This is a genomic window from Aquihabitans sp. McL0605 (assembly GCF_049993875.1).
GTDB lineage: Bacteria > Actinomycetota > Acidimicrobiia > Acidimicrobiales > Iamiaceae > Aquihabitans.
The window spans coordinates 4,211,231-4,223,497 of record NZ_CP188252.1; the positions used below are offsets into that span (position 1 = coordinate 4,211,231).

13 protein-coding genes are annotated in these 12,267 nt (G+C 72.2%); 7 read left to right on the forward strand and 6 right to left on the reverse strand.

What is annotated here, in order from left to right; translation table 11 throughout:
• The first annotated feature begins 1 nt into the window (after position 1).
• Entirely contained in the window at positions 2–1,117 is a 1,116-nt protein-coding gene (gene dnaJ / locus ACPPVX_RS19450) for a molecular chaperone DnaJ (RefSeq protein ID WP_426572238.1), read from the forward strand.
• Positions 1,118–1,124: 7 nt separating this feature from the next.
• On the forward strand, positions 1,125–1,841 hold the full coding sequence (locus ACPPVX_RS19455; RefSeq protein WP_426572239.1) for an RsmE family RNA methyltransferase: 717 nt from the start codon (positions 1,125–1,127) through the stop codon (positions 1,839–1,841).
• Here ACPPVX_RS19455 and ACPPVX_RS19460 read toward each other — a convergent pair.
• The gene (locus ACPPVX_RS19460) at positions 1,822–2,391 is read right to left on the reverse strand and encodes a transcriptional regulator (RefSeq protein ID WP_426572240.1); all 570 of its coding nucleotides are present in this window, start codon (positions 2,389–2,391) and stop codon (positions 1,822–1,824) included. The genes ACPPVX_RS19455 and ACPPVX_RS19460 overlap by 20 nt on opposite strands.
• A gap of 214 nt (positions 2,392–2,605) precedes the next feature.
• On the opposite strand from ACPPVX_RS19460, the gene hemW reads away from it, so the two are divergent.
• Both hemW and ACPPVX_RS19470 read left to right on the forward strand, forming a co-directional pair.
• Positions 2,606–3,667, forward strand: a complete 1,062-nt coding sequence (hemW, locus tag ACPPVX_RS19465; protein ID WP_426572241.1) for a radical SAM family heme chaperone HemW — start codon at positions 2,606–2,608, stop codon at positions 3,665–3,667.
• 37 nt (positions 3,668–3,704) lie between these two features.
• Positions 3,705–4,643 carry a hypothetical protein gene (locus ACPPVX_RS19470; RefSeq protein ID WP_426572242.1) on the forward strand — a complete coding sequence of 313 codons (939 nt, stop codon included), beginning with the start codon at positions 3,705–3,707 and terminating at the stop codon, positions 4,641–4,643.
• Positions 4,644–4,661: 18 nt separating this feature from the next.
• On the opposite strand, the gene ACPPVX_RS19475 is transcribed toward ACPPVX_RS19470, so the two are convergent.
• On the reverse strand, positions 4,662–5,354 hold the full coding sequence (locus ACPPVX_RS19475; RefSeq protein ID WP_426572243.1) for an HAD family hydrolase: 693 nt from the start codon (positions 5,352–5,354) through the stop codon (positions 4,662–4,664).
• 53 nt (positions 5,355–5,407) lie between these two features.
• Between ACPPVX_RS19475 and ACPPVX_RS19480 the strand changes: the two genes are divergently transcribed.
• On the forward strand, positions 5,408–6,010 hold the full coding sequence (locus ACPPVX_RS19480) for a DUF998 domain-containing protein (protein WP_426572244.1): 603 nt from the start codon (positions 5,408–5,410) through the stop codon (positions 6,008–6,010).
• Between the two features lie 12 nt (positions 6,011–6,022).
• Here ACPPVX_RS19480 and ACPPVX_RS19485 read toward each other — a convergent pair whose 3' ends face one another.
• The 4 genes from ACPPVX_RS19485 to ACPPVX_RS19500 all read right to left on the reverse strand — a co-directional run bounded on the left by ACPPVX_RS19485 (position 6,023) and on the right by ACPPVX_RS19500 (position 10,271).
• Positions 6,023–6,682: a GAP family protein gene (locus tag ACPPVX_RS19485; RefSeq protein ID WP_426572245.1), complete on the reverse strand. Its 660-nt coding sequence runs from the start codon at positions 6,680–6,682 to the stop codon at positions 6,023–6,025.
• Positions 6,683–6,796: 114 nt separating this feature from the next.
• Positions 6,797–7,999: a hypothetical protein gene (locus ACPPVX_RS19490; protein ID WP_426572246.1), complete on the reverse strand. Its 1,203-nt coding sequence runs from the start codon at positions 7,997–7,999 to the stop codon at positions 6,797–6,799.
• The gene (ettA, locus tag ACPPVX_RS19495) at positions 7,996–9,672 is read right to left on the reverse strand and encodes an energy-dependent translational throttle protein EttA (RefSeq protein ID WP_426572247.1); all 1,677 of its coding nucleotides are present in this window, start codon (positions 9,670–9,672) and stop codon (positions 7,996–7,998) included. Before ettA ends, ACPPVX_RS19490 begins: the two co-directional genes overlap by 4 nt.
• A 92-nt stretch (positions 9,673–9,764) precedes the next feature.
• On the reverse strand, positions 9,765–10,271 hold the full coding sequence (locus ACPPVX_RS19500) for a MarR family winged helix-turn-helix transcriptional regulator (protein WP_426572248.1): 507 nt from the start codon (positions 10,269–10,271) through the stop codon (positions 9,765–9,767).
• 107 nt (positions 10,272–10,378) lie between these two features.
• Between ACPPVX_RS19500 and ACPPVX_RS19505 the strand changes: the two genes are divergently transcribed.
• A complete protein-coding gene (locus tag ACPPVX_RS19505) occupies positions 10,379–11,353 on the forward strand; it encodes an ATP-binding cassette domain-containing protein (RefSeq protein WP_426572249.1) in 975 nt (324 codons plus the stop codon).
• Positions 11,350–12,222 (forward strand): ABC transporter permease, encoded by an 873-nt coding sequence (locus tag ACPPVX_RS19510; protein WP_426572250.1) that lies wholly within the window; start codon positions 11,350–11,352, stop codon positions 12,220–12,222. The genes ACPPVX_RS19505 and ACPPVX_RS19510 overlap by 4 nt, the downstream gene beginning before the upstream one ends.
• Positions 12,223–12,267: the final 45 nt, after the last annotated feature.

Here is a 12,267-nt window from a genome sequence, read left to right on the forward strand (position 1 = left end):
GGTGTCCACCGATTACTACGAGCTCCTCGAGATCGAGCGAGACGCCACCACCGACGAGATCAAGCGTGCGTACCGCGTCGCTGCTCGGCGCTACCACCCCGACGCCAACCCCGGCGATGCCACCGCGGAGGCCCGCTTCAAGGAGGTGGCCACCGCCTACGAGGTGCTGAGCGACTCCGAGCGCCGGCGCAGCTACGACCGCTTCGGCGCCGACGGCCCGCAGATGGGCGATCCGTTCGGCGGGTTCTCGGGCGGTGGCCTGGGCGACATCTTCGATGCCTTCTTCGGTGGCGGCGGGGGCGCCAACCCCGGCGGCGGCCGCCCTGGCCCCTCGGCGGGCCCCGACCTCGAGGTCGCCGTCGACATCCCGTTCGAGTCGGCGGTCTTCGGCGCCCAGCAGGAGGTCACCGTCCGCACGGCGATCGCGTGCGTCACGTGCGAGGCCACCGGCGCCGCACCCGGCACCCACGCCGAGACCTGCTCGCAGTGCAACGGGGCCGGCCAGGTCCGCCAGGTGCGCCAGTCGATCCTCGGGCAGATGGTCACGGCCGGGCCGTGCCCGGTGTGCCGCGGGGCGGGCCAGATCATCCCGGAGCCGTGCCCCACCTGCAAGGGCGAGGGCCGCGAGGTCACCGACAAGACCTACACGATCGACATCCCCGCCGGCGTCGACACCGGGTCCACCCTGCGGCTGAGCGGCTTCGGTGCGGTCGGCCCCCGTGGCGGCCCCACCGGCGACCTCTACGTGCAGGTGCGCGTCGAGCCCCACGCCCGCTTCTCCCGTGAGGGCGACGACCTCGTCCACCACCTCCACCTCCCGTTCACCCAAGCCGCCCTCGGCGCCGCCATCTCGTTCGCCACGCTCGACGGCGACGAAGACCTCGTCATCCCGCGCGGCACCCAGGCCGGCAAGGTGTTCCGGCTGCGCGGCCGGGGCGTGCCCCACGTGCGGGGCCGCGGCCGCGGCGATCTGCTCGTCCAGGTCATCGTCGACACCCCGCTCGACCTCGAGCCCGAGGTGGAGGAGGCGCTGCGCCAGATCGCCACGGCGCGCGGCGAAGACGTCGCTCCCGCCGACCGCGGGTTCTTCTCCCGCATCAAGTCGGCGTTCCACTAGCCCGGCCATGGTCGAGCCGGCGGTGGCGCCCGAGATCCCGTCCGGCGGCGGCCCGCTGGTCTTCGTCGACCACCTCGACCGGCCGGTCCTGACCGACGTCGACCACCACCACCTGGCCCGGGTCCGCCGCATCCGCGACGGCGACGCGATCATCGTGGGCGACGGCGCGGGTGGATGGCGGCCCGCCCGCATGGCCGGAGCGTCGCCGGAGGTGACGGGCGAGGTGGTGCGGGTGGCGCGCCCGGCCACCGCGGTCGGAGTGGCGTTCGCGCTGGTCAAGGGGACCAAGCCCGAGCTGGTGGTCCAGAAGCTCACCGAGCTCGGGGTCGACTCGATCTGCCCGTTCGAGGCGGCGCGGTCGGTCGTTCGCTGGGACGCGGCCAAGGCCGGTGCCGCCCACGAGCGGCTGCAGAAGGTGGCGCGGGAGGCGGCGATGCAGAGCCGTCAGGCGTGGCTGCCCACGGTGGAGGCCGTCACCGGGTTCACCGCGATCGCGGCGCGGGCCGGCGCGTGCCTGGCCGACCGCGGCGGTGCCCCGCCCAGCCTCGAGCGGCCGACGATCCTGGTCGGCCCCGAAGGCGGGTGGGACGACGCCGAGCGCGCCGCCGACCTGCCCACGGTGGCTCTGTCTCCCGGGGTGCTGCGCGCTGAGACCGCGGCGATCGTGGCCGGGGCGCTGCTGGTGGCGCTGCGCGCCGGGTGCGTCAGCGAGCGGGGTTCGTGAGCACCGGGGTGCCCTGGAACAGCATGCCCAGCTGCTCGAGCCGCTCCGTGGCGTGATCCGGAGGCGTGTCGAGGATGCAGGCGATGGCGCGGAGGTCGTCGCGGCGGATGGTCAGCACCCGGCCGTTGAAGTCCTGGCGCTGCACCTGGATCATGGCCAGGTAGCGCCGCAGCATCTCGCCCGTGGGGCCGCCGATGTCGTCGAGGCGGCCCAGGTCGATGACGATCTTGCGGGGCGCCGGGGCCGTGGGAGCCGTGAGGTCGAGGTACGGGCCGTCGGAGCGCGGGTCACCCGGGTCTCGGGGCAGGAGCTGGTCGACCGGCACCTGGTACACGGTGGCGAGGCGGTGGAGGCGGGGCACCGAGATGGCCCGCTCGCCGCGCTCGTAGGCGCCGAGCACCGAGGCCTTGAACTCCTGGCCCGACAGCTCCTCGGCCTCCTGGAGGGAGAGCCGCTTCTGGCGACGGATGGCCCGCAGCCGCTCGCCCACCAGGCGGGCGTACTCGGTGGCTTCGGGATCGAGCTCGGTTTCCGCTGACGGAGGCGTCATGATGCTGTGGTCTCCTGAGGTGACGGGTGCGCACGCTTCGCACTCGCCGCAGACCTTAGCCCACGCAGCGCGGTTTTGTCACGATACGTGGCTGCTCCTCGAGCGAATCTCGCAGAGCGTGTTCGATACCTGGAGCGCCGTCCAGGGCCGGCCACCGCGCCGCCACCACCGCGCCACCAAGGGACCCGGCGCGGGTCGCCGGTACGATGCCCGGGTGTCGTTCGGGCTCTACCTCCACGTGCCCTTCTGCCGCCACCGCTGCGACTACTGCGCGTTCGCCACGTGGACCGACCGCCTCCACCTCGCCGATCGCTACCTCGCCGCGTGCGAGCGCCAGATCCGCGAGGCGGTGGCCGACGGGCTCCCGCCGATCACGAGCGTCTTCGTCGGCGGGGGCACGCCCACGCTGGTCGACGCCGACCGCTTGGTCCAGGTCCTCTCGGCCATCCCGCTCGCCCCCGGCGCCGAGGTCACCATCGAGTGCAACCCCGACGACCTCGACGAGGCCCGGGCCCGCACCTACGCCCAGGGCGGCGTGACCCGCCTGTCGATCGGGGTCCAGTCGATGGACGTCGCCGTCCTCGCCACGCTCGGCCGCGAGCACGATCCCGCCAACGTGCGCCGAGCGGTGCAGGCCGCCCACTCGGCGGGGCTCGCGGTCAACATCGACCTCGTCTACGGCGCCGCCGGCGAGACGCTCGAGCAGTGGGAGGCCACCCTCGACGCCGCCATCGCCCTCGATCCCCACCACATCAGCGCCTACGCGCTCACGGTCGAAGCCGGCACCCCCTTGGCCGCCGACCCGGCCCGCCACCCCGACGACGACACCCAGGCCGACGAGTACCAGCTGGCCACCGACCGCCTCGCTCGCGCCGGGTACCAGTGGTACGAGATCTCCAACTGGTCCAAGCCGGGCCACGAGTGCCGGCACAACCACCTGTACTGGTCCGGCGGCGAGTACCTGGCCGTGGGGTGCGCGGCGCACGGGCACCTCGCCGGCCGCCGCTACTGGAACCTCCGCACCCCGGAGCGCTACGTGAAGGCCATCGAGGAGGGCGCCTCGCCCGAGGCGGGGAGCGAGGAGCTCGACGCCGACGGCCGCCGGGTCGAGGGCCTCCAGCTCGCCATCCGCACCCGCACCGGCATCCCCGCCGCCGAGGTGCCCGTCGGCTTCGTCGACCAGCTCGAGGGCCTCGTCGAGACCGATGGCGACCGCGTGGTGCTCACCACCGCGGGCCGCCTCCTCGCCAACGAGGTCGCCATCCGGCTGGAGTGACCGACTGGCCGTTCGCCGCTGCGTACAGTCCGTGGCCATGCGAGCGGTCGGCGGTGGATGGGTGATCCTGCTGGTGGCGGGGGCGCTGGCCCTCGGCGGGTGCAGCGCCGACGGGGGCGACGCCGCCGAGCCCGCGCCGAAGGCGGCGACGTCGACCACCGACCGAGCCTCCACCACGTCCGCCACCACGTCCGCCACCAGGTCCAGCAGCACGTCCACCAGCGCGGCGCCCTCGACCACGGTCGCGGCCGAACCCATCCCGTGGAGCCAGGTGGCCGTGGCCGGGCACGCGAGGACCGGCCGGTTGAGCCGCATCACCGACGTGGTGCAGGACGACACCGGCGAGCGCCTCGGGAGCGGGCGGGTGTCGCAGACGGTCATCTTCGATCGCGACCGTGGGCTGCTCGCCGGCGCCATCGGCGTCACCGAGGAGACGGGGGCGAGGACGAGCATCGAGTTCAACTACTCGAAGGCCGGCATGTTCATGGCGGGCGCCGACACCCAGGAGCGCTGCGGCGCCAAGTGGGTCGCCGTCGACCCCGGGGTCGTCCAGGCCGCCGGGCTCGATGCCGTCGACGTGCACGACCTGGCGCAGCTCGGACCCTTCGCGGCGCTGGACCAGGTCGGAGACCCGGAGCCGACGGTGACCACGCTCGTCGGATCCACGTTCGAGGTCGAGCTGCCCGCGTCGCTGGGCGTCGCCCCGTCGTACCTGGTGGAGCACCCCGGCTCGGCCGAGGGCCTCGCTCGTCGGACCACCGCAGCCCGAGTCACCATCGAGCACGACCTCGACACGAAGATCGAGCAGTGGCTGCCGTTCGCCGTGCTCGCGGCGGCCGGCGGTGACGACGCCGGTCCGGCGGGGGACCACGCGTCGATCCACACGCTCTGGGACCTCCAGCACGTCGACGAGCCCGTGACCATCGAAGTGCCCACCGACGTGGCGGCCGACCCCTCCTGCGCCGCCGGCGGCTGAGCGGGAGCCTCAGCGCCGTCAGTCGATGAGGGCGGCGACGTCGACGAGCGAGGCGACCCGCTCGCAGTCCGCGTCGGTCCGGAGGCCGAGGGGGTCGACGAGGATGGGCCGGACACCGGCCGCCCGGGCCCCGCGCACGTCGTACTGGTAGGCGTCGCCCACGTGGATGGCCCGATCGGCCGTGGTGCCGGCGATCTCGAGGGCCAGGTGGAAGATGGCCGGATCGGGCTTGGCCACGCCCACGGCACCGGAGTCGACGATCGCCACCACCTCGACGCCGGGACCCGGTCCGACCTGCAGCAGGCCGGTGGCGCCCAGGACGTCGGCGACGGTGCCGTCGGCGTTGGACACGACCACGATCGGCACGCCGGTGGCGGCGATGGCGGCCAGGCCCTCGGCGGCCCAGGGCAGCGGCTGGCGCCACAGGCCCGACACCGCCCACAGGCCCTCGAGCACCGCAGCGGCCTCATCGATGCGCTCGGGGTCGAGCCCGAGGTGGGAGCTGTAGGCGAGGTGGTAGTCGTCGAACACCTCGGGCTCGGCCTGCGCGGTGTCGATGGCGAGGACGCCGTGGAAGTGGGCGGCGAACAGGAGCGTGGGGTCGACCTCGAAGCCGGCCGCCGCGAACCGCTCGGCGATGAGCTCCTCGTTGGGGCAGACGAGCACCCCGCCGGCATCGAGGAACACCACGTCGATGCTGCGATCGGTCATGCCTCGACGGTAGGCGACGGCAGTAGCGTCGCTGGATGGCGAGGGGAGCGGTGGTGAGGGGATCGCTCGCCACCACCCGGCGGTGGTCGGCCCTCGGCCTGGTCATCGGCCCCGCGGCGTTCATCGGTGGGTGGGTGATCGGCGGGGCCCGTACGCCCGGGTACTCCCCGGTGGATGACGCGATCAGCCGCCTCGCCGCGGTCGGTGCGCCCGAGCGCGGGCTGATGACCACCGCGTTCGTCGCGTACGGCGCCGCGGTGCTCGTCGGCAGCACCGCCCTGCGAGCCTCGCCCCTGCGCCGCTGCTGGGCGCTGGCGGCCGTCAACGGCGCCGCAACCATCGCTGTGGCCGCGCTGCCCCTGGAGCACTCGGCCTCGATGGACACCTGGCACGGGGTGGCCGCCGGCGTCGGCTACGCCTCGATCACGGCGCTGCCCATCGTGTCGGCCGGTCCGCTCCGGTCGCTCGGGTACGGCCGGGCCGCCGATCTGGCCATCGCCGGCGGCATCACCTCGGGCGCCTGCCTCGTGGCCACGACGGTGAGCGATGCCAACGGCTTCTTCCAGCGCCTCGGCCTCACCGTCGGCGACGTGTGGCTGGTGGCCGCCGGCTTCGCACTGTTCCGGGCGGCCGCCCGGCCCCGCCCCGCCGCCTGATCGCCGGCTCGGTCAGCCGGAGGCCTTCACGTAGTCGGCGAGGCCGTCGCCGAAGAGGAACAGGCCGCCGATGATGCAGATCCACGAGGCGAGGGCCCGCCGGTTGCGCATGACCCAGTCGATCGTGCGGTGCAGGTTGGCCTCGGCCCGGGCCGAGTGGATGGTGGCGAAGGCGGCCAGGACCGGCAGGCCGGTGGCGAACAGGCAGTAGACCGCCCAGCCGATGAGCACCTGCGAGTGGGTCACGTCGGCGGTGGCGAGCGCGCTGGCCGCCAGCACGGAGCCCTGGTAGTCGGCGATGAGGATGCCGCCGATGTAGGCGGCGCCGGCGCCGACGGTGTTGAGCCGGTCGAACGCCTTGGGGGTCTCGGGGGCTTCCTTGGTGGGAGCGCGCCGCAACCACAGCCCGAGGAGCACGAGCACGAAGCCCGCCGCGACGCGCAGGCCGATGAGCGACCGCCCCGGCGACGAGGTCGAGTCGACGGTGCCGCCGACGAGCTCGCCGACGATGACCACGATCACGAACTGGATGGAGAAGCACCCGAACAGGTACCACCACACGTTGCGGTTCCCGTTGTTCCCGCCGAGCACGAGGAACATGCCCATGATCGTGAACGGCTGCGTCCCGCTGATGAGCCCGCACACGATGAGCGTGCGGACGAGGTCGCTCACCGGTGGTTCTGCATGGGGAACGCTCCGGCGACGGCGGGCCTGGGACGCGTCACTCTGGCACAGCGCGCCCTCCCTGATGGGGACCAGGGGCGGGCGCTGGCGGCCCGGACGACGTCAGACGGCCAGGTTGTACAGCGTCAGCACCAGGTTGGCGCCGAGCAGCAGCACGCCGACGACGGTGGCTCGTCGCAGGACCAGGGGTGAGGCGCCCTCGAGCCGCAGGGAGACGTACGCGGCGCCCACCGCCGCGGCCGGCAGCAGGGCCGGGGTCCAGTACCGCAACAAGATGTGGTAGCCGATCGCGAAGCGCCAGACCACCAGCAGGCCGACGCTGGCGGCCGTGGCGAGCACGGCGGTGAGCCAGGCCCGGTCGCGTACGACCACGAGGAGGCCGAGCGCCCCGCCGTGGCGCTGCCACCCCCGGAAGAGCCACCAGGCGCCCGCTGCGATCATGCCGATGGCCACGAGGGCCAAGCCCCCGCGGATCAGCCGATCGATCGCCGGCGTGACCATGTCGTTGTTCTCGGCGTAGGGGATCCCGATCGGCCAGGAGCCCAGCGCGCCCAGGCTGTGGAACACGGTGGCGGCGCTGAGCGCGCGCTTGGCGACGAACGCCGGGTCCCGGCCCTGGTGGCCGTGGTACGCCAGCCACCAGACCCCCAGGGGCACGACGGCGGAGAGGGGGACGAGGGCCGCGGTGAACCGTCGGGCCCGACCGGGCTGCAGCAACAGGCGGAGCGCACAGGCGATGAGCAGGGCGACGCCGACGTAGCGAGTCGCCACGGCCGCCGCGCAGAGCACCCAGACGATCGCGGCCGTCGACGGGGACGCCCGCACGGCCCACCGCTCGGTCAGGACCACCGCCCAGATCGACACGGCCATGAACAGGCCCTCCGAGAGCGCCGCGCTGAACAGCGTGGTGCTGGCGCCGCCCGCGGCCACCCAGAGGAGCAGCACCAGCGCCACCCCGGGTCGGCGCCCACCGGCCTGGCGGAAGAGGGCGCTGACGCCGAGGACCGACGCCGCCAGGGCCACGGTGTTGACCAGGCCGAAGGAGGTCTGGACGGAGAGGCCCGTCACGCTCACGGCCGCGACGAGGATCGACGTGAACGGGGGGAAGTGCGTGGCGCTCTCGTAGCTCGGGTCGCCGAACCCACGCCCGTGGGTCAGATCCCTCGCCAGGTCGAGGTAGCTGAGCGAGTCCCGGGCGATCGACGATCCGATGACCATGAACGCGACGCCGAAGCAGATCGCCACGACCGTGGCGATCACCGCCGCGGCGCGGAGCGTCAGCGGCGGCCGGGGCCGTCTGCTCATCGAGCCAGGGGCTTGTACTTGATGCGGTGGGGCTGGTCGGCTTCGGCGCCGAGCTCCTTCTTGCGGAAGGCCTCGTACTCGGAGAAGTTGCCCTCGAACCAGCGGACCTGGGAGTCGCCTTCGAACGCCAGCATGTGGGTGGCGATGCGGTCGAGGAACCAGCGGTCGTGGGAGATGACCACGGCGCAGCCGGCGTAGGACTCGAGGCCCTCTTCGAGGGCGCGGAGGGTGTCGACGTCGAGGTCGTTGGTGGGCTCGTCGAGGAGCAGCACGTTGCCGCCCTCCTTGAGGAGCTTGGCGAGGTGGACCCGGTTGCGCTCGCCGCCCGACAGCACGCCGACGTCCTTCTGCTGGTCGGAGCCGGTGAAGTTGAACGACGCCACGTAGGCCCGGCCGTGGATCTCGCGGCCGCCGACGACCAGGTCGTCCTTGCCGCCGGTGATCTCCTCGTAGACGGTGGCGCTGTCGTCGAGGCTGTCTCGGCTCTGGTCGACGTAGGCCATCTGCACGGTGCTGCCGACGGTGATCGATCCGGCGTCGGGCTGCTCCTGGCCGGTGAGCATCTTGAACAGGGTGGTCTTGCCGGCGCCGTTGGGGCCGATGATGCCGACGATGCCGGCCTTGGGCAGCGAGAAGGACAGGTCCTCGATGAGGAGCTTGTCGCCGAAGCCCTTGCTCAGGCCCTGCACCTCGATCACCTGGTCGCCGAGGCGGTCGCCCGAGGGGATGAAGATCTGCAGCTTCTGGTCCCGGCCCTCGGCCTGCTTCGACTCCTCGAGCAGCTTGTCGTAGGCGGCCAGGCGGGCCTTGCCCTTGGACTGGCGGGCCTTGGGCGACATGCGCACCCACTCGAGCTCGTCGCTGAGGGCTCGTTGGCGCGCTGACGCCTGCTTCTCCTCTTGCGCGAGGCGGGCGGTCTTCTGCTCGAGCCAGCCCGAGTAGTTGCCCTCGAACGGGATGCCCCGGCCGCGGTCGAGCTCGAGGATCCAGCCGGCCACGTTGTCGAGGAAGTAGCGATCGTGGGTGATGGCGACGATGGTGCCGGCGTAGTCGCGGAGGAAGCGCTCGAGCCACGCCACCGACTCGGCGTCGAGGTGGTTGGTGGGCTCGTCGAGCAGCAGGAGGTCGGGGGCCGACAGCAGCAGGCGGCAGAGGGCGACGCGGCGCTTCTCGCCGCCGGAGAGGTTGGTGACCTCGGCATCGGGCGCCGGGAGGCGCAGCGCATCCATGGCGATCTCGAGCTTGCGGTCCAGGTCGTTGGCGCCCTTGGCGGCGATCTCCGCCTCCAGCCGAGCCTGCTCCTCGCCGATCTTCTCGTAGTCGGCGTCGGGGTCGGCGTACTTGGCGAGGCACTCGTCGTACTTGGTCAGCAGCCCGGCCACCTCGGCGACGCCGTCGAGCACGTTGTCCTTGACGTTCTTGCTGTCGTCGAGGTGGGGCTCCTGCTCGAGCATCCCGACGGTGAAGCCCTGGGTGAGGCGGGCCTCGCCGGTGAAGCCGTCGTCCTTGCCGGCCATCACCTTGAGCAGCGACGACTTGCCGGCACCGTTGGCGCCGAGGACGCCGATCTTGGCGCCCGGGTAGAACGAGAGGCTGATGTCCTTCAGCACCTCGCGGTCCGGCGGGTAGAACCGGGTCAGCTTGTGCATGGAGTAGATGTACTGGGCCGCCATGGCAGCGGAACCTCCTGGAGACGGGAGCGCCGGGCTGCCGGCGCCGACGAGCCAGGGTAGTGGGGGCGCCGGAACCGCCCGAGGGCTCGGGGTCAGCCGGCCGGTGGGGCGGGCACGACGACCCGGGTGGGATCGGGCAGGTCGAGCTTGCCGAGGGCCTTGGCCAGGCCGCGGAGGTCGGTGAGGCTGAGCTCGGCCAGCAGCGCCGGCGGCGCGGAGAACCCGTCCATCCCGTGCTGGCGGGTCTGCTGGCCGGCCGGCGTGAGCCAGACCTCCTTGACCCGCCGGTCGGTGGGGGAGAGGCGGCGCTCGACCAGGCCGAGCTGCTCGAGCCGGTCGATCCGGTTGGTGACCCACGACGGGTCGCACGCCCAGTGCTCGGCGAGGGCGCGCTGGCTGACCCCTTCGTCGGGCTGCATGTGGAACAGCGAGATCATGTCGCTGATGTGCAGGCCGAGCTCCTGCGCCACCTCTTCGCGCCGCGACTGCTGCGACAGGAACAGCCGGGCGATCTGGCCCCAGGCGTCGACCGCGAGGCGGGTGCGCTCGTCGGCACCGGGCGGCGCGGCCGGCATCGAGAGGTCTGCAGGTAGGCCCATGCCCTCACGGTACCAACTCTTGTCAAGGAACAATGATTGTGGATCTTGAACCATTGTGAAGAATCAATGCTTGACATATCTCAAAGGATCCGCGAGCGTGACTACCCATGTCCACCACTCCTGCCATCGAGGTCTCCGGCATCACCAAGCGGTTCGGCGAGGTCCAGGCGCTCGACGGGATCGACCTCGTGGTCGAGCCCGGCACCGTCTACGGCCTCCTCGGGCCCAACGGGGCCGGCAAGACCACCGCCGTCCGGGTGCTCACCACCATCATCAAGCCCGACACCGGCCTGGCCACCGTGCTGGGCCTCGACGTCACCAAGCACCCCAACGAGGTCCGCGGCCTCATCGGCCTGGCCGGCCAGTACGCCGCCGTCGACGAGCAGCTGACCGGTCGGGAGAACCTGGAGCTCGTCGGCAAGCTCACCCACCAGCCCAAGAGGGTCATCGCCTCACGGGCCGAGGAGCTGCTGGAGCGGTTCGCGCTGCAGCACGCCGCCGACCGTCCGCTCAAGACGTTCTCCGGCGGCATGCGCCGCCGGCTCGACCTGGCGGCATCCCTGGTCCACCGGCCGCCGGTGCTGTTCCTCGACGAGCCCACCACCGGTCTCGATCCGCGGAGCCGCAACGACCTGTGGGACCTCATCCGCGAGCTGGTGGCCGACGGCACCACCCTCCTGCTCACCACGCAGTACCTCGAGGAGGCCGACGTGCTCGCCGACCGCATCGCCGTGATCGACCGGGGCCAGGTCATCGCCGACGGCACCGCCAGCGAGCTCAAGAGCCAGATGGGCGCCACCGTCCTGGAGATGTCCTTCGCCACCCACGCCGACGCCACCGCCGCGCTGGCCACCGTCACCAGCGTCGTCCATGGCGCCGAGGTCGAGGGGCCCATGGTCCACGCCCCGGTCGAAGACGGCGCCCGCACCGCCATGGAGGTGCTCCGGGCGCTCGATGCCGCCGGCCTCGAGGTCGGCGGCCTCACGGTCCGCGAGCCCAGCCTCGACGACGTGTTCCTGTCCCTCACCGGCCGACGCGCCGAAGAAGTGGCCACCGACGATCCGGAAGGGGAAGCCGCATGACCGCCGCAACCGTCACCACCGCACCCACCACGACCACCGCGCCCCACGGGGCCAGCGGCACGAGCTCCAAGCTCACCTGGGCCGTCAAGGACACGCTCGCCCTCGGCAAGCGCAACCTCCTCCACTACACCCGGGTGCCGCAGCTCCTGGTCTTCACCTTCGTGCAGCCGATCATGTTCGTGCTGCTGTTCCGCTACGTCTTCGGCGGGACCATCATCATCCCGGGCCAGCAGTACGTGAACTACCTGATGCCCGGCATCTTCACGCAGACGGTGGTGTTCGGGTCGACCGCCACCGCCATCGGCCTGGCCGAAGACCTCGGCAGCGGGATCATCGAGCGGTTCCGCTCGCTCCCGATGGTGCGCATGGCCGTGCTGTCGGGCCGCACCGGCGCCGACCTCGTCCGCAACACCGGGGTGGTCCTGGTGATGCTCGCCGTCGGCTTCGCCGTGGGGTTCCGGCCGCAGGGGTCGCTGCCTGCCATCGTCCTCGGCCTGCTCATCGTCTTGGCCTTCGCCTTCTCCCTGTCGTGGGTGATGGCCTTCATCGGCCTCAAGGCCGCCAACGCCGAGGCGGCCCAGGCCGTGGCCTTCCCGATCATGTTCCCGCTCACGTTCGCCTCCTCGGCGTTCGTCCCGGTGAACTCCATGCCCGGATGGCTCCAGGCGTTCGCCGAGCACCAGCCCGTCACCATCGTGGTCAACGCCGCCCGGGGCCTGATGCTCGGTCCGGAGGCGGCCCAGGCGCTGCAGAAGGCCGGCGTCTTCACCACCGACACCACGGGCTACGTGCTGCGAGCGCTCCTCTGGATGGCCGCCATCCTGGCCGTGTTCGTGCCCCTCGCGGTGCGCCAGTTCAACAAGAGCTGACCTGGGCAGGATCGGTGGTTGGTGCCTCTCGTTAGGATCGACTCC